The sequence below is a fragment of the Microbaculum marinisediminis genome, from assembly GCF_025397915.1.
GTDB classification, from domain to species: domain Bacteria; phylum Pseudomonadota; class Alphaproteobacteria; order Rhizobiales; family Tepidamorphaceae; genus Microbaculum; species Microbaculum marinisediminis.
The window spans coordinates 144602-161007 of record NZ_JALIDZ010000013.1 but is presented as its reverse complement, the minus strand read 5'-3'; the positions used below and the strand labels follow the sequence as shown (position 1 = coordinate 161007).

Sequence of the window (16406 nt, the reverse complement as noted above, 5' to 3'; positions counted from 1 at the left end):
CTCACGTCCGGGATGTCGAGATGAGCCGCCTTCACGCACACCCACAAAGCACTTCGTCGCGCGTAACGGGTGGATACGGACAGCGGTGCTCGGAGCCAACGACGGCTTTGTTTTTACGACAAGCTGATCGGCGCGGTCGCCGCCGCGTCGACAAACCGGAACGATGTCTTGATTACAGGTGTCGCGAGACGGGTCGCGGGAGCCATGTCCACGGCGGCCGGCGAATACGTGTCGGTCAGTTCGCAATCGGACACTGAGCAAGCGGATCTCGCCCGTGAGCGTGACCGGCGACGCAGGTTGCATTTTGGTTAGCCTGCCGCCAGGCGAATTTTCTGATCGAGTCCATTGTCCAATGAAACGCCTCGTCGGCAAGGATGCGCGCCAACCCGCATTCGACAGATTTAGGTTCACGAACAGCCACATCCCCTCAACCAAATCGGAACGTCTTGCCGGCAACCTAGCAACCGGGTTGCTCAGTATCGAGTTCGCGACGGGCGGACCCACGCGGTGGCATCCCAAGCCCGCCCCGATGCGGGGCCGTTGTAGTCACCGTCCACATCCTGATCGCGTTCGAAAGAGAGCAAAGGGGCGAGTCCGGGGGCGGTGAGGTGGCGCGGCTAGCTTTGGCCGACAAGTCGATCGACCTAAGAAAGGCGGGTTCAGTCAATCGAGGATTGCTTTGCCGCCGCCCAACAGGCTTCGCTTACGCGGTTCGACCGGGAGTAGACACACGCTAGCAATCGCCCCTTATCTTTCGTCACGCCTGTGCATACCTTGTCGGCGTCGGCTATGCAGGCTGCACGCAAATCAGATTCTTGGTCCAATCCCTGCAGGGAGTGAATGCCAGTGGGAAGATATCGCTGGAAGGTGCGGCTATTGCTGACTTTGAGGACCTCTATTTTGCAGGCGCCAGACAGGTTATCACCGTTCGCATAAAGGCACGCGGCGATTCGGCCTCGTCCCATGGAAACACCACTACAAACGGCAGCTATTTCGCCCTCGCAGGATGACATCATGTCGTCGGCTTGAGCCGTACCCGGCATAGTGATGAATAGAGCAGTCAGCAGACTGGCGGCGACCACGCTCAGCCGCAGGCGCAGATCTGTCTCCGTCTGTGCGGCAACTCCGCGGCGCTCGTCCATTTCGATGGGACGATCCGGTATAGCTGTCCCGGTCACGGGCGCCAGCCAAGGAGGCTATTCACGGCTTCGACTGTTATCTCGGGCACAATCAATAGGCAGAGCCCGGCCATGACCGCAGCGGTCAGGCAGATGTAGAATTGGCGCGAGCGCTTCTCACCCAGCTCAAATCGGTACCAGTACATTCTTCATACCTCCCGTGTTCGATTGTCGCGCTCGGTCTTTTCAGTCCGCAACCGCGCTGCGCGGACGACCGCCGCGGCGATCGAAACGAGTTGAAATGAATTGGGTCCGCGTCTGGGCACGGGCAGCAGGATGGAGGTCGATTCGATGCGATACGCCAGGAACGATATCCCTTCCAGCGGCGCTTCGATGGTCTCCACATCATACGTACCCGCCGATTGCTGGCGGTCGAGGCCCTCGACGAAAAACGGTCGCGAAAATGTAACGGCAGTCCGGCGGACTCGTTCGTGCATTTGCATTTACCGGCCTTGCAGCCCGATATCCTTCAGCCAGTTGTCGACATCCAGCATCGCTTGGTCGGGCGACAGGTTGTAACGGCATCCGGCCGCGGCGATCAGGTCGGCGGTCGTGACGATTCGAGCGTAATCCGAGATGGTCAGCCTTTCCCACTTGGCCCGTGCTTCGCGCAGATGATGTCGAACGAATTCGCGCCTGCCGATCGGGCGGGCGGGTTCGGCGGCGAACTTCGGATGCTCCTCGGGATCCATCGTGATCGACAAGGCCCGACGGCGGAGGCCGCGAAAACGGCCTCCGCGTTCGGTGCGGCCGTCCGGCTAGTTGCTGGTCGGTGCGTTCTTGCCCGCGTGCTCGGCCTTCTTCTCGGGGCTCTGTGCGGGTTTCGGATCGCCGACCGGCTTTGCCGTGTCGGGGCTGACGGGCGCGGACTTCGTGGAGTCCTGAGCGGCTTTGACGGGGGTGTTTTCGGTAGCCATGATTCCCTCCTTGGGGACAGGCTGGTAGAGCCACAGCACAGGATTGTGCTGAAAGGCTCGGCGCAGCAGTGAAGCTGCGTCATCGGCGGCAGGACACGCCTCGCCTGCGGCACGGCACATTGGCCGAATCCGACAGTAAAAGGTGACCCGCTTGATCGAATAAAAGCAATTTGTGCTCGCCCGCAGGATATTCTTGAGTTGTATGATGCAGGCGGTCTGGCGGTTTTAATACGCGGATTGACGCCAAATCGACAAGTTTTACTGTAACTATTCCGCTTTTATTTGGTGCCAACCTTTTATTATATGGAGTTCGTATTGCAGGTTTTCAAGAGGGCACCTTCCCGCACAACGATTTTCGCTTGAACAGCTTTGTGGCGCTCCACACCCGCCGCGCAACGATCCTGGCCGACACGCCGTAAGCGCGCGCCGCTTTGGCTTGGGAAAGGTAGCCTTCAGTGACCGGCAGCGCCATCTCCTCTCGACGCAGCGGCGTCGGACGGACATTCGTGCGGATGTTTATTCGGACCCTCCGGTGAATGCTGAAGTCTGGTAGCTCCGGTCTCCCCGCTTCTGTCCGAATGGACAACTGGAGTTGGAGTTCCCCCGGTTTGATAGACACGATCCGAGTTGTGAGAGGAGAGAGTCATCATGCCGAGAACGAGGAACCCTTACCCGCCTGAGTTCAGGGAGCAGATCGTTGCCCTGGCGCGAGCCGGGCGCTGCGTTGAGGATCTGGCGCGCGAGTTCGAGCCGTGCGCCGCGACGATCCATGGCTGGATCAAGCAGGCCGATCGTGACGGAGGCCGCTGCTCCTTCCGAGCAGTCGCCGCCGGAGGAAAAGTCACCGGAGCGGATTGGCCGCGAGGACTTGTACGAGGATATCAAAAACGGCGCGCAACTGACGCGAGTCTATCGAGTCTATTTTGCGATGGTGGCGCTATCGACGGTGGTGGCGGCCATTGGCCTGAACCACAACAGCATGGCGGTCATCATCGGGGCCATGGTGATTGCGCCGCTACTCGGACCGAACGCGGCATTGTCGCTCGGCATTACGTTGGGCGACCTGTCGCTGCTTCGCTTCGGCAGGCTCTCCTGACGGCGTTGGCGGGTGTTGCGGCGGCTCTGGCGTTTTCTCTGCTCGTCGGCGTGCTGCTGAACGTGGACCAGACAATGTCCGAACTGGCAGCGCGCACGCCGGTGGATCTTGGCGACGTTGTGCTGGCACCGGCGTCAGGCTGCGCGGGCGCGGTGGCGTTCACAACAGGGGTGTCAGCGGCTTTAATCGGCGTCATGGTCGCCGCGGCGTTGTTGCCGCCGTTGGCGACGTCCGGTCTGCTGCTCGGCGGCGGACATCCCATCCTGGCCAAGGGAGCCTTTTCGCTGTTTATGGTTGACTTGATTTGTGTGAACCTGGCAGGTGTGACGACTTTTTGGGCGCAAGGCATCAAACCGACGAGATGGTTGGAGAAGGACCGGCCGTGAAAGCCATGCGCACTGCCATTGCGCTGTTGGTGGTCCTGTTGGCAGTGCTGGTCGGGATGACCCTGCTGGTACGAGTGGTTTGAGCATGGTCGGTGCAGAAGCGGTGAGGGTACAATGGACGGGCATTCATGCGTCCATTCGCCTATTTTTTGTTCTACTTATTGCGCCGCTTGGCACAAAGTTGGTCGCTGCACAAATTGATACGCCGGTCGGCGTCTGGCTGCACGCAAACAAGCGGATCCAAGTTCAGATTTTCCCCTGCGGCGACCGACTGTGCGGGAAAATCGTTTGGTTCAGATGGCCCAACGACGCACAAGGCCTGCCGTTGGTCGATTTAAAGAATAAGAATCCGGAGCTCCGCTCTCGGCCCCTTTTGGGACTTACCGTCCTCCGGGGCCTTAGGCACACCGGAGAGAACACATGGACGGACGGCAAGATCTACAATCCGGACGATGGCATCAACTATGGCGCTCAAATGTCGATACAAGATGACAGTACTTTGCGCGTCCGCGCTTACGTGTTCCAATCTGCATTGGGCGAGACGCAAGTTTGGACGCGCGTCCGTTGATTGTAGTTCGGGTGTCCGTCGTCAGGGATTTTAGAGGTGGACACATCTGGTGAGACAGTTTGGCGGCATGGCTAAGGTGGATAGGGCACTGGTATCAATGCCGGGTTGCCTCAACGAATTCAAACAGAATAGTTACTACTACTCCGAATGCCCTCAAACTGACCAGTTCTCACGCTGGAGGCTGGCCACGGCGTTCTCTTCCGCGCGGGCTATATATTCGCGTGTCGTCGGCAGGATATCGATCCGGCGAGTAAGCTGCATCTGGAAGACCACCATCGTGCGTCGTCGGAAGCCGATTTCGCAGAGCACCAGATAAAATTCCCACATTCGCACGAAACGCTCGTCATAGAGCGCTGCGGCTTCGTCGGCCCGAGCCATGAAGCGCTCGCGCCAGTGGCGCAGCGTCTCGGCGTAGTGTAGCCGCAGGATTTCCACATCGGTGACAAGGAGGCCCAACGGCTCCACCGCGGCGAAGATCTCCGACAGCGATGGCAGGTCCGCGCCGGGGAAGATGTACTTGCGCATGAAGGGATTGATCGGCGCCGGCGCGTCGGCATAGCCGATTGTATGGATCAGCGCGACGCCGTCTTCGGTCAGCAGATCCCGAACGCGGGTGAAGAACTCGGCGTAATTCTTCTTACCGACATGCTCGAACATCCCCACCGAGACGATCCGGTCGAACGGACCCTCGACTTCGCGGTAGTCCCGCAGCTCGAAGCGCACCCGCAAACCGGCCGGGGAACCCGCAGCCCTCTGCATGCTGTACTCGTGCTGCTCGGTGCTCAGCGTAACGCCGGTGACATCGGCGCCAAATTTCTCGGCGAGATACAGGGCCATGCCGCCCCAGCCCGATCCAATGTCGAGCACCTTCAGGCCGGGCCGATCCAGTGTCAGTTTCGCCGCGATATGCCGCTTCTTGTTTTCCTGCGCCGCTTCCAGGGTATCTTCCGGGCTCTCGAAATAGGCACACGAGTACTGGCGATCGCTATCCAGGAACATGCTGTAAAGATCGGAAGACAGATCGTAGTGATGCGCCACGTTCCGGCGCGCCCGGCCGATCGGGTTGGCCTGCTTCACGCCCTGGCCCAACCGTTCGAGCAAGGCCACCCAGGGGTTTGTTCCGGAAACGCCGTAGTTGCGCGCCACCACGTCGAGAAAGTCGTAGAGACTTCCGTCCTCTATCGCCAGCCGGCCATCCATGTAGGCTTCGCCGACTGACAGAGCCGGATTGAGGGCGAGCGTGTATTCGCACGCCTTCGAGGTCAGGCGCATCGTGGCGGCCGGAGGCGAGCCGTCGCCGATCGCGTGTGGCCGCCCGGTGGAATCAATCACGCAAAGGCTGCCGTCCCGGACAATGGATCTAAGTATCGCCGTGAATAGCATCTGATAGGCTCGAACTTCCGTGCTTTGAAGAACCAGGTCCAGCTGACGCCAATGGGCAAAGTACCATAATCTCGTGGTTCCGCGGAAGCATTCGAAGGGAAGCTGGGTCGCGGCTCGGGAAATGGCCTGTCGGCGTGCTAGCCAAACCGGGTTATTATCGAGAATTTGGGCGCTGGATATAAGGCATTGAGATTAAATAGAGAATTCTGTTGAAATTGGTGGTGGGGTAAGAAATGAGGTAAAAGCCTTATGGCTATGGCCTCAGCAAATGAATTCCATCCCAGCGCTGTATTGGCGGAAGCGCTCCTCCGCTACCACCTTAACCCCCACGGCATGGGGAATGCGACGGGTTTCGAACTAATATATAAACATTTGATATTATTGTATTTTTTTAAATAACACTAGAAAAGATGTACCAAAAACTGTACCAAACTTATGTACCAAGCGAATGTCACTGGACTTGCCCCGAACGCTGGACCGCTGCCTTGGGCCTTCTCGCCTCTTCCAGGTCATCGGGTGGCAGGTGGCCCCGATGGATTTCATGAACTCGACCGGCGACTTGTTGCCGATCGAGGAATGCGGTCGATCGGTGTTGTAGTCATGGCGATGACGCCGGACAGGCCGCTTCTGCACGGGCGATGTCGGCATCGACGTCCTCGAGGCCGAGCAGCATCTGGTCGTCGTCGAGGCGTTCGGAGCGACGGCCGAAGCGATTGCGCTGCAGCAGCTTGACAATGTGGCGCAGCCGATCGATCTCGGCGCGCGCCTCGGCCCGCTTATGGTCGAGTGCTGCAACCAGATCGCCGATCAGGTGATGCAGCACCTCGATATCATCCGGCAGGGCGGCGAGATCGATCTCCATGGACCGATTCTACGCCCATCCCCGGCCAGGCGCCGAACCCTATACGACGCGTGAGTCAATCCGCCGCATCGTCCGCTTCACCCTGCCAGTGCCGGCCGCCAGCGCTGGTCCGGCGCGCGCCAATCAATCCCTTCCAGCAGGTGCGAGAGCTGCTCCGATGTAAGCGACAGCGTCCGTCCCGGCTCGACATTGGCCGGCCAGACGAAGACGCCATGTTCCAGTCTTTTGGTGAACAGACACAGCCCGGTCCCATCCCAGAACACGATCTTGATGAGATTGGCCTTGCGGCCCCGGAACACGAAGAGATGGCCGGTGAACGGGTCCTGGTGCAGCACCTCCTGGACGAGCACGGCCAGCCCATCCATCCCCTTCCTCATGTCGGTATAGCCGAAGGCCAGATGCACCTTGGTGCCGGCAGGCAGCAGGGTCATGACGCGACCTCCCCGCCGGCGGGCGCATCGACGACCTCGACATCGACGAACCGGACCTGCTCCTCCTGGCGCCAGCGGCAGAGTACGCGCCGGGCAATGCCAAAGCGTCGTGCCACTTCGGAGACGCTGGCACCGGGTCGGGCTGCCTCGGCAAGGATATGGGTGCGCTGCGCGTCGGTAAAACGGCGGCGATGCCCGCCACGCACCGGTGGCACGACCGGTGCCCGCGGTACCTCCAGACTGGGATAAGTCACGTGACCTGGGGTGTGACCAAAGGTGTGACTCTGCCTGTGACTTAAGGTGTGACTTATGCCGCCGCGGCGATAGAGCAGCTTGCACACTGGTGCTTCAGGTTCGGCCTTGAACTTCGCCCGCCAGTTGCCGAACGCCTTCAGCGACAGGCCTTGCGCCTCGCAATACTCTCGCTGATTCAGGTCGCTACGCTTCCAGGCCTCGTGATGCGCCCGCCAGAACGCCTCGCCATAGCGCGTCCTGCGACACGGTTCTTGTGACATGCCGATCTCCTCTCGCTTCAACACTGCGAAGCCGAGAAAACCGGAAATCTGCCAATGACGCCAAGTGTGTAGGAAATGGACGGTTACCCGAATTCCCTGATCTGCAGGATCAATTCCCTGATCTGCAGGATCAATTCCCTGTTCGCCTTCAAAGAATTCCCTGTTCCTGGGAGCAGGGAATTCGCTGTCAACGCATTGATTTTGCGCCGAGAATGGCGGGCCACAAGACGCCTCCGATGCCTAAATCGAGGCAATTTCCCTGTATTTTCCCTGTAAACAGGGAAATGTCGGCAGAGACGGGTTCGCGCCAGACTGCCAGCTACACCAATTCTCCAATGATTTCGCTAAAGCCACCTTTTTCGGAATCGGCTCAGAGCAAGGGATAGATAAGGCCGCCGCATCTATTGCGGACACGAATACTTTCCTCGTCCTGGATATTGCGAATCGCCAAAGCTCCTATACTAAGGATAGAATAGGATCGCACTTATGGCCAAGCGTAAGCAGAAGAAGCGCCACCACAAGACTCCCCGGCTCTACCTCAGCCGCTTTGCCACGTAATTACCGAGCGAGGAAGAAGAACTTTGGGTCTACGACATGGTTCTCGACGACGCGCGCGCCTCGACTCCGTTTAAGGAGGGGTGGGAGAAGCACGCGTACCGGATGGTTTTGCCGGACGGAACTCGGTCAGATGCCCTCGAAGACGTATTCGAGAAACACTTCGAGACGCCGGCGGCGCCGCTATTCGACAAGCTCATTGCCGACAAGGCCCTTGAAGCGGCAGACAGGGAAATCTTCGCCTCCTTTCTCGGTCTGATGTTTGTTCGCACCGACGGATTCCGACATCGATGGGCGCAGACCCAGCTCGCGAGAGAGCAACAGAAGCAACGCCTCGTCGCGACAAGCGACAGCATGTTTCACGCCTACATGCAGAAATTCGAGGCGGACATGCGTCCCCTATCGGACGCAGAAAAGGATGAGATCCGCCACGCTTGGCTTCACCCAGAAGGGCACGATTTATCAGTCAACAAGGGTTGGACGCTCCGGGCTCTGGTAGAAATAGAGAAAGCGGCGCCGCAACTCCACGCCATGCAGTGGTCGGTTATGTCGGCGAGCAGCGATAGCTACTTCATAACTGGCGACGACCCGGTGGTTTGCACGCTCTCGCCAAAGAACGACCTGCCCTTTGGCCCCAGCCTCGGCAATCCGTACGTACAGGTCACGTTTCCGCTTTCGCCAAAAGCCTGCCTATTGGCGAGCTGGGACGAAAACGCCCCTCGGAGGATTAATTTGCCTTCGGACGGCGTCCGCCACTGCAACACATTGCGCGCGATCCACGCCACCCGAGAGCTGTACGGCCCGCGAGAAGACGAAGCTGTTCGACAGCTCGCCAGGCAGTATCGCGATGCGCGCCCTAACTCGGCCGTCGATCTCGACGAAGGCGTCGAGTTGTCTCGCGTCTTCCTACATCGCGGCAACGAGGAACCGGCGTAGCTCGGATCAAGAGTTACGGCTTGTTACCCAGACCCAATACCGCCCGGCTAGCCCCGCCATGGCACGATTCCCGGCGCGGCTATGTCTGGTAGCGCTGCAGGCCCAGTTCGCTGACGTCGACGTCGGGCGTCTGCCCCGAGATCAGGTCCGCGAGCACCCGCGCCGAGCCGCAGGCCATCGTCCACCCCAGCGTGCCCCGCCCCGTATTGAGATACAGCCCGTCGATGCGCGTCGCGCCGACGATCGGAGGTCCGTCCGGTGTCATCGGCCTGAGGCCGCACCAGAACGTCGCCTTGTCCATCTGACCGCCGCCGCCGAACAGGTCGCTGACCGAAAAATCGAGCGGTCCCCGCCGGCCGGGCCGCAGCGACAGATCGTATCCGGCGATCTCGGCGGTGCCGCCGACCCGGATCGACGATCCCAGCCGGGTGATGGCGATCTTGTAGGTTTCGTCCATGACCGTGGAAACCGGCGCGCACTTCGTCCGCGATCGGCAGCGTGATCGAGTATCCCTTCACCGGATAGACCGGCAGGCGCAGGCCCAACGGGCGAACGAGCGCGGGCGAATATCGGATCGCTCACAATGCGATGGCGAACAGTTCGCGGCGCCGCCTTGCGCCGGCGCAGGCGGGATGGTGGGCAGCGGGGAGCCGCGCGGCGGGTTCGAGGGGGCGGCGGTTGACCGCCGCGGCGGCGCCGGCGCGCTCACGCGCCGGGCTGGATGGCCCCCTCGGCGACAAACCCGTCGATCTCCGCGTCGGCATAGCCGTATTCCTTCAGCACCTCGCGGCTGTGCTGGCCGAAAACGGGGGCGGCGCGCCAGACGCCGGCCGGCGTCTCGTCGAACTTCACCGGAAAGCCGATCGTCTTGACGGTGCCGTGCCGCAGGTGATCGCACTCCGTCACCATGCCGCGAGACACGGTCTGGGCGTCGCGGTGCATCTCGTCGACCGACATGATCGGTCCGGCGGGTACGCCGGCGGCGTCGAGGACGGCCATCCACACGGCGGTGGTGCGCTGCGACAGCCGCGCGTTGAGCTCCTGTTCTAGCGCGTCGACATTGGCCATCCGGGCGCCGTTGTCAAAGAACCGGGGATCCGTTCCAAGCTCCTCGGCGTCGAGCGCGGCGACCAGGCGGTGCCAGTTGGATTCGTTCGCCCCGCCGATGTTGATCCAGCCATCCGCCGTCCGGTAGGCCTGATAGGGCGCGTTGAGCGGATGGCGGGATCCGAGCGCGCCGGGACTGTCGCCGGTGGCAAAGCTGATGGCGGAGTGCCAGTAGCTGAAGGTGATGCCTGCCTCGAACAGCGAGGTGTCGACCATCTGTCCCTTGCCGGTGACGTTGCGGTTGTGAAGGGCGGCACAGACGCCCATGGCGGCGAGGATGCCGGCGGTGATGTCGGTCACCGGCGCGCCCATCTTGACCGGCGGTCGGCCGTCGCCTTCGCCGGTGAAACTCATGATGCCGCTCATGCCCTGGGCAACCAGGTCGAAGCCGCCCCGCGTCGCGTAGGGACCGGTCCGGCCGAATCCCGACACCGCGCAATAGACCAGCCGCGGATAGGTTTCGTGCAGCGTCTCGTAGGAAAAGCCGAGCTTGGCCATGGTGTCGTGGCGGTAGTTCTCGATCAGCACGTCGGCCTTTTCGAGTAGCCGCCGCAACACCGCCTTGCCCGACTCGGTCTTCAGATCGAGCGCCAGGCCGCGCTTGTTGCGGTTCATCATCATGAAGGCGTACGAATCGTCGTCTTCCGAAGACTCCGAGGTCACCCGGTCGCGGCGGGTGTCATCGCCGCCGGGCAACCGCTCTATCTTGATGACGTCGGCGCCCATGTCGGCCAGCATCCGGCCGCATGTCGGGCCGGCCATGACATGGGCCAGTTCGAGAACCACGATACCGTGCAGCGGCCCCTTGCGCGCGTCGTCCATAGTTGCCTCCTGAATTGTACGATCAGTCGCGATAGTGCACGCCCGGCAGGACGCACAGCATCTCGAACAGGAAATTGGCCGCGGTCAGCGCGGTGTTGCCCGACGGATCGTAGGGCGGCGATACCTCGACGAGGTCGGCACCGACCAGATCGAGGCCGCGGCAGCCGCGAATGATCTCAAGCGCCTGCTGCGGCAGCAGGCCGCCGGGCTCCGGGGTGCCCGTGCCCGGTGCAAAGCCCGGATCGAGCGAATCGATGTCGAAGGTCATGTAGACCGGAGCGGTTCCCACCCGTTCGCGCACTTCCTCCATCAGGGGGCCAAGCGAGCGATACCAGCAGTCCTCGGCAGGAACGACGCGGAAACCCTGCCGCCGCGGCCAGTCGAAATCGTCCGCGGCGTAGCCGGTGCCCCGCAGGCCGATCTGCACGCTGCGGCCCGGATCGACCAAGCCCTCCTCGACGGCACGCCGGATCGGCGTGCCGTGGGCGATCGTCTCGCCCGACATCGTGTCGTTGACGTCGGCGTGGGCGTCGACGTGGATCAGCGCCACCTTGCCGTGCCGGCCATGGATCGCGCGCAAGACGGGCAGCACCAGCGTATGGTCGCCGCCCATGCCGAGCGGCCGCACACCCTTGCCCAGCAGGTCGGAATAGAAAGTCTCGATGATCCGCACGCTGTCCTTGAGGTCGTACGGATTGGTCGGGATGTCGCCGACGTCGGCGACCGACAGTGAATCGAAGGGGGCCGCCCACGTCGCCATGTTGTAGGGCCGGATCAGCACCGATTCGGCGCGAATCTGGCGGGCCCCGAAGCGCGTGCCCGAGCGGTTGCCGGTGCCGATGTCCAGCGGGATGCCGACGAAGCAGGCGTCGAGACCCGTTGCATCGGCGACGTGGGGAAGCCGCATCATGGTGGCGATGCCGCCGAAGCGCGGCATGTCGTTGCCGCTCAGCGGCTGATGAAGGGTCCGGTCCATTGCGGGGCTCACGCTGCGGCCTGTGTCGCTTCGACCTGCGACAGAGCGCGATCGAACCGGGCGAACATGTCGGCGATCTCGCCGGCCTCGATGATCAGCGGCGGGCAGAACGCGATCACGTCGCCGATCGCACGGATGATCAGACCTTCCCGGTGACAGGCTTCGGCAACCGCCTGGCCGGTCGCGCCGGGCTGGGCGAACGCCGCTTTGGTTGCCTTGTCGGCGACCAGCTCGACGGCCCCAATGAGGCCGGCGCCCCGCGTCTCGCCGACCAGCGGCCGGTCGGCAAATCCGTGCAGGGCGTCGAGGAACGGTGCGCTCATCGCGGCGGCATGGCCGACGAGGTCCCGCTCCTCGATGATGTTCAGGTTTTCCAGTCCGACGGCGGTGGCGACCGGATGGCCGCTGCCGGTGAAGCCGTGGCCGAAGGTGCCCACCTCGGCGGATCCGTCGGCGACCGCCTCGTAGATCTCGTCGCTGATCAGCACCGCGGCCAGCGGCGCGTACGACGAGGTGATCTGCTTCGACAGCACCATCACGTCGGGATCGATGCCGTAGGTCTCGCAGGCGAACATCCGCCCCGTCCGACCGAAGCCGTTGATGACCTCGTCGGCGATAAGCCAGACATCGTGCTTGCGCAGCACCGCCTGGATCTTCTCCCAGTAGGTGCGCGGTGGGACGATGACGCCGCCTGCCCCCATAAGCGGCTCGCCGATGAAGGCGGCGACCGTGTCGGGTCCCTCGCGCACGATCGTCTCGTCGAGTTCTTCGGCGAGACGGGTCGCGAAGTCCTCCTGGCTCTCGCCGGGTTCGGCGCCGCGGTAGTGATGCGGACAGGAGACATGGAGGAAACCGGGCAGCGGCAGGTCGAACAGCCGGTGGTTGGGCGGCAGACCGGTCAGGCTCGCCGCCGCGATGGTGATGCCGTGATAGGCCCTGTGCCGCGAGATGATCTTTTTCTTCTCCGGCCGGCCGCGGGCGTTGTTGGCATACCAGATCAGTTTGATCGCCGTGTCGTTGGCCTCGGAGCCGGAGTTGGTGAAGAACACCTTCGTCAGCCGCTCCGGCGAGATGCCGACCAGCCGCTCCGACAGATCGATCACGGCGGGGTGCGATTTGTGGGCGAAGGAATGATAATAGGGCAGTTTGCGAAGCTGCGCGTCGGCGACGCGCGCCAGCCGTTCCTCGCCAAACCCGACGGCGACGCTCCACAGGCCGGCCAGCCCCTCGATGTATTCCTGGCCCTGGTCGTCGACCACGTAGATGCCGTGTCCGCGCTCGATCACCATCGGCCCGATCTGTTCGTGGCGGCGGGCGTTGGTGGCGGGATGGAGATGGTAGGCGATGTCGCGCGCGGCGGCGGAATTGGGCTTCATGGCCGTTTCTTTCCTTGCGAACCCTGCGGGGGAGTGTCGGAGCGTCAGCGTCCGACGAACTGCGGCGTCTTCTTTTCGGCGAAGGCGGCGCGGCCGATTCGATAGTCCTCGGTATCGAAGCAGTCGAACGCTTCGTTAAGCTCGGCCTCGGACAGCGGGCCGGGCTCGGCGAGCCGGCGCACGAAGCGCTTGTGCCACCGGTTGACCAGCGGCGCGGCTTCGGCGATTCGACCGGCCGTCGCCATCGCGTCGGCCTCGACGTCGCCGTCTGCGACGCAGCGCGTCACGAGTCCGATCCGCTCGGCCTCGCCGGCGTCGATGATGCGGCCTTCCAGGAGCAGCTCGAGCGTGCGCCGGCGGCCGATCAGCTCGACCAGCATGCCGAGCTCGTCGTAGTCGACGGTCAGGCCGAGCCGATTGATGGGAATGCCGAACCGGCTGCTGCGACCACAGATGCGGACGTCGCACATGCTGGCGATTTCCATGCCGCCGCCCACGCAGACGCCGCGAATCAGGGCGACAGTGGGATGGCGGCAGGTGCCGACCTTGAAGACGCTGGCGTTGGTGCGCCCGGCGTAGTCTTTCGCCTGCGCGCGGCCTTCGCGTTCGCCGCCGAATTCTGTGATGTCGCTGCCGGGGCAGAACGCGCGCTCGCCGGCCCCGCGCAGCACCACGCAGCGCACCGAATCGTCGGCGGAAACCGTGTCCATGATCGCCCCCAGGCGATCATACATGGCGGTCGTCATGGCGTTCAGCTTGTCAGGCTGCGAGAGGGTGACGACAGCAATGCCACCGTCGCGTTCCAGTAGCACGTCGCCAGCCATGTTCCCTCCGTGATGCGTGGCGTCCGACTTGTCGGATGATCGTGGTGGGCACTATAATCACTCAAAATGTTGTCTGACAACTCCCCCGACCCGGCGGGACAATCTGCGAAGGGACGACTTTTCGGTGGCTCACAGGCAGCGTGCGGCAGCGCCGGACATGATTGCGGTAACCTTGCGCGAGGAAATCGCCGAGGGCGTCTATGCGGAGGGCCAGCGTCTGCCCACGGAACGCGAGCTGTGCAGCCGGTTCGGCGCCAGCCGGGCGACGGTCCGCGATGCCATCTCGAAGCTGAAGCACGACGGCATCCTGTTCAGCCGCCGCGGCGCCGGACTGTTTATCGTCGGATCGGGCAACGGCCACGCGTTCCGCATCCCCCCCGACGCCGCTGACAGCCGCGAAGACCAGGCACAGATCTTCGAACTTCGTATGGTCATCGAGACGGCCGGCGCCGCGATGGCGGCGGACCGCTGGAACGATAGTGATATCAAAGCGATAGAAGATGCCGTGCAGAGCATGGAGGCGGCCCTGACCGACCGCGAGGCGGCGATCCAGGCCGACACCGCTTTCCATCGCGCCATCGCCCAAGCGACCGGCAACCGCTACTTCATCGATTTCGCGCGGCTGCTCGACACCAGCCTGCGCAACAATGTCGAGCTGTCCTATCCGCCCGCCGCACAAGACGAATCGGTGCTGGCCAAGAACTACATGGAGCATACCGCCATCTACCGCGCGATCCGCGCCCGCGATCCCGACCGAGCCCGCGCGGCGATGCTCGTCCACCTGACCACGGCGGCCGAGGATGCCGGGCTCCTGCCCGCCCCGAAAGGCCGCCAGAACTAAAATCCACACATCGTCGACAACAAGTATTTGTCAGACAAACTTTGTCTGGCTAGTATGCTCCGGCCGCATCGCAAGTCGCGTACGGCAACCTAGAAAATAGCCGACAATGGCAAGCTTGGAGGGAACTATGTTCCACAGTGTAGGAACGATTGCCGCCGCCATCGTGGCAGGCGGCGCGGTAATGATGGCACCCCTGGCCGGACACGCCGCCGACTATCCGTGCGATAGCGTCGAATGGATCGTCGGCTGGGGTGCCGGCGGCGGCAGCGACACGTTCGCCCGCAGCATGGCACCGGGCGTCGGCGACGCGCTGGGCGTACCGGTCACGGTGATCAACATGCCGGGCGCCTCGTCGATCACCGCGATGGAAGAAGTGCTGGCGCGCGATGCCGACGGCTGCACGCTATTCAGCGTCACGCCGGATCAGCTGACCAACGAGATCACTGGCCTGACCGACCTCTCCCACACCGACCTGGCGCCGGTGATGCGCGCGCATGTCGACATTGGCATGCTCTACGGCGCCGAGGACGGCGGCATCGGCTCGTGGGACGACGTCGCCTCGGCCGACAAGGAACTGCTGGTCGGCGGAACCGGGGCGGCGAGCTTCGACGAGATCGTCGTCTCGATCATCCTCGACTCGGCTGGCGTCGGCTATCGCTATATCCCCTACGAGAACGCATCCGACATGCACGCCGACCTGATCGGCGGCCGCCTCGACATGATCTACGACGAGGTCAGCGTGATGGCGCCGATGATCGAGGCCGGACAGGTCAAGCCGCTGCTGGCTTTGGCCGACGAGTCGCTCGAGGCCTACGCGGACGTCCCGGCCGCCGGCGGCAAGGGCTATGACGTTCCGCCATCGCTGTGGCGCGGCGTTTCTGTCAAGGCCGGCACCGACGAAGCCGCCGTTTCGCAACTCGAGGCGGCCTTCATGGCGGCGGCCGACACGCCGGTCTACCAGGAGTTTGAGGCCGGCCGGATGCTTAACCTGTATCCGGGGCGTCAGGGCGCCGCCGATTTCAGCGCGACGCTGGCGAAGGAGCACGACGCCTACAAGAGCGTGATCGGCTCCAAGAACTGATCACATTCAGCGGGAGGGGCTAATCATGGCGGATACCGACGAGCAACCGGGCACGCGAGCGGCAATGTTCGCTGAATTGGTTCTGCCGGTCGCGCTGATCGGCCTCTCCCTTTACTTGTGGACCCTGGCGGACCGGTTCACCGGCGGCGCGAAACGCTACGAGGCGATCGGGCCGGACTTCTTTCCCAAACTGCTTCTCGCGATGATGATCGCGCTATGCGCCGCGCAGGTCGTCTCTTCGGTTATCGGACGGTCGCGGACATCCGGCGGCGGCGAAGCGCTGCCGGTCTACTGGGCCGACCTGGCGATCGCGGTCGGCGCAACGGCCGCTTATGTCGCCATCCTGCCGCGCGTGGGTTTCCTGCTGGCGACGCCGCTGTTCCAGTTCGCCCTCCTGTTCTTCGTCTTCCGGGTGCGGCAACCGCGTGTGCTGCTCGTTGCGCCGCCGGTCCTGACGATCGGCCTGACGCTGCTGTTCGTCGGCGTCATGAACGCGCCGCTGCCGCGCGGCCGCGGGGTTTTCGGCGCCTTTAGTCACCTCTTCTACTAGGA

Annotated in this window: 18 protein-coding genes and 5 pseudogenes; 9 read left to right on the top strand and 14 right to left on the bottom strand. The window is 62.9% G+C overall.

The window, feature by feature from the left end:
* Positions 1–20 precede the first annotated feature (20 nt).
* Positions 21–282, top strand: a pseudogene (locus tag MUB46_RS22670) (VIT1/CCC1 transporter family protein); the annotation flags it as partial.
* Positions 283–659: 377 nt separating this feature from the next.
* Here the strand turns inward: MUB46_RS22670 and MUB46_RS22665 are convergent.
* The 5 genes and pseudogenes from MUB46_RS22665 to MUB46_RS22645 all read right to left on the bottom strand — a co-directional run.
* Complete coding sequence (locus MUB46_RS22665; protein ID WP_261618248.1) at positions 660–1142, bottom strand: hypothetical protein; 483 nt, start codon at positions 1140–1142, stop codon at positions 660–662.
* Positions 1143–1327: 185 nt separating this feature from the next.
* The gene (locus MUB46_RS22660) at positions 1328–1615 is read right to left on the bottom strand and encodes a hypothetical protein (RefSeq protein ID WP_261618247.1); all 288 of its coding nucleotides are present in this window, start codon (positions 1613–1615) and stop codon (positions 1328–1330) included.
* A gap of 6 nt (positions 1616–1621) precedes the next feature.
* On the bottom strand, positions 1622–1870 hold the full coding sequence (locus tag MUB46_RS22655; RefSeq protein WP_261618246.1) for a hypothetical protein: 249 nt from the start codon (positions 1868–1870) through the stop codon (positions 1622–1624).
* A gap of 66 nt (positions 1871–1936) precedes the next feature.
* Positions 1937–2095, bottom strand: a complete 159-nt coding sequence (locus MUB46_RS22650; protein ID WP_261618245.1) for a hypothetical protein — start codon at positions 2093–2095, stop codon at positions 1937–1939.
* 382 nt (positions 2096–2477) lie between these two features.
* Positions 2478–2615, bottom strand: a pseudogene (locus MUB46_RS22645) (helix-turn-helix domain-containing protein); the annotation flags it as partial.
* Positions 2616–2743: 128 nt separating this feature from the next.
* On the opposite strand from MUB46_RS22645, the pseudogene MUB46_RS24475 reads away from it, so the two are divergent.
* The 4 genes and pseudogenes from MUB46_RS24475 to MUB46_RS22630 all read left to right on the top strand — a co-directional run.
* Positions 2744–2833, top strand: a pseudogene (locus MUB46_RS24475) (hypothetical protein); the annotation flags it as partial.
* A gap of 31 nt (positions 2834–2864) precedes the next feature.
* Entirely contained in the window at positions 2865–3191 is a 327-nt protein-coding gene (locus MUB46_RS22640; RefSeq protein ID WP_261618267.1) for a DUF389 domain-containing protein, read from the top strand.
* A 5-nt stretch (positions 3192–3196) separates the two neighbouring features.
* On the top strand, positions 3197–3577 hold the full coding sequence (locus MUB46_RS22635) for a DUF389 domain-containing protein (protein ID WP_261618266.1): 381 nt from the start codon (positions 3197–3199) through the stop codon (positions 3575–3577).
* Between the two features lie 85 nt (positions 3578–3662).
* On the top strand, positions 3663–4145 hold the full coding sequence (locus tag MUB46_RS22630) for a DUF2147 domain-containing protein (RefSeq protein WP_261618244.1): 483 nt from the start codon (positions 3663–3665) through the stop codon (positions 4143–4145).
* Positions 4146–4298: 153 nt separating this feature from the next.
* Here MUB46_RS22630 and MUB46_RS22625 read toward each other — a convergent pair whose 3' ends face one another.
* From MUB46_RS22625 to tnpA, 4 genes are all read right to left on the bottom strand, one after another.
* The gene (locus MUB46_RS22625) at positions 4299–5477 is read right to left on the bottom strand and encodes a class I SAM-dependent methyltransferase (protein ID WP_315902777.1); all 1179 of its coding nucleotides are present in this window, start codon (positions 5475–5477) and stop codon (positions 4299–4301) included.
* Positions 5478–6126: 649 nt separating this feature from the next.
* A complete protein-coding gene (locus tag MUB46_RS22620) occupies positions 6127–6390 on the bottom strand; it encodes a transposase (RefSeq protein WP_261618242.1) in 264 nt (87 codons plus the stop codon).
* A gap of 77 nt (positions 6391–6467) precedes the next feature.
* Positions 6468–6821 carry an IS66 family insertion sequence element accessory protein TnpB gene (gene tnpB, locus MUB46_RS22615; RefSeq protein ID WP_261618241.1) on the bottom strand — a complete coding sequence of 118 codons (354 nt, stop codon included), beginning with the start codon at positions 6819–6821 and terminating at the stop codon, positions 6468–6470.
* A complete protein-coding gene (tnpA, locus tag MUB46_RS22610; RefSeq protein WP_261618240.1) occupies positions 6818–7336 on the bottom strand; it encodes an IS66 family insertion sequence element accessory protein TnpA in 519 nt (172 codons plus the stop codon). The genes tnpB and tnpA overlap by 4 nt, the downstream gene beginning before the upstream one ends.
* Before the next feature lie 582 nt (positions 7337–7918).
* Here tnpA and MUB46_RS22605 point away from each other — a divergent pair.
* Positions 7919–8827: pseudogene (locus tag MUB46_RS22605) on the top strand (DUF4238 domain-containing protein); the annotation flags it as partial.
* 79 nt (positions 8828–8906) lie between these two features.
* Here the strand turns inward: MUB46_RS22605 and MUB46_RS22600 are convergent.
* The 5 genes and pseudogenes from MUB46_RS22600 to MUB46_RS22580 form a co-directional block, all read right to left on the bottom strand.
* Positions 8907–9396 (bottom strand): annotated as a pseudogene (locus MUB46_RS22600) (FAD-dependent oxidoreductase); the annotation flags it as partial.
* A gap of 136 nt (positions 9397–9532) precedes the next feature.
* Positions 9533–10756 (bottom strand): CaiB/BaiF CoA transferase family protein, encoded by a 1224-nt coding sequence (locus MUB46_RS22595; protein ID WP_261618239.1) that lies wholly within the window; start codon positions 10754–10756, stop codon positions 9533–9535.
* 22 nt (positions 10757–10778) lie between these two features.
* A complete protein-coding gene (speB, locus tag MUB46_RS22590; protein WP_261618238.1) occupies positions 10779–11732 on the bottom strand; it encodes an agmatinase in 954 nt (317 codons plus the stop codon).
* 8 nt (positions 11733–11740) lie between these two features.
* Positions 11741–13108 carry an aspartate aminotransferase family protein gene (locus MUB46_RS22585; RefSeq protein WP_261618237.1) on the bottom strand — a complete coding sequence of 456 codons (1368 nt, stop codon included), beginning with the start codon at positions 13106–13108 and terminating at the stop codon, positions 11741–11743.
* Between the two features lie 44 nt (positions 13109–13152).
* On the bottom strand, positions 13153–13932 hold the full coding sequence (locus tag MUB46_RS22580) for an enoyl-CoA hydratase-related protein (protein WP_261618236.1): 780 nt from the start codon (positions 13930–13932) through the stop codon (positions 13153–13155).
* A 28-nt stretch (positions 13933–13960) separates the two neighbouring features.
* Here MUB46_RS22580 and MUB46_RS22575 point away from each other — a divergent pair, with 28 nt between their 5' ends.
* The 3 genes from MUB46_RS22575 (at position 13961) to MUB46_RS22565 (ending at position 16404) form a co-directional block, all read left to right on the top strand.
* On the top strand, positions 13961–14773 hold the full coding sequence (locus MUB46_RS22575) for a FadR/GntR family transcriptional regulator (RefSeq protein WP_261618235.1): 813 nt from the start codon (positions 13961–13963) through the stop codon (positions 14771–14773).
* A gap of 127 nt (positions 14774–14900) precedes the next feature.
* Positions 14901–15854: a tripartite tricarboxylate transporter substrate binding protein gene (locus tag MUB46_RS22570; protein ID WP_261618234.1), complete on the top strand. Its 954-nt coding sequence runs from the start codon at positions 14901–14903 to the stop codon at positions 15852–15854.
* A 25-nt stretch (positions 15855–15879) separates the two neighbouring features.
* The gene (locus MUB46_RS22565) at positions 15880–16404 is read left to right on the top strand and encodes a tripartite tricarboxylate transporter TctB family protein (protein WP_261618233.1); all 525 of its coding nucleotides are present in this window, start codon (positions 15880–15882) and stop codon (positions 16402–16404) included.
* The last annotated feature ends 2 nt before the right edge of the window (positions 16405–16406 follow it).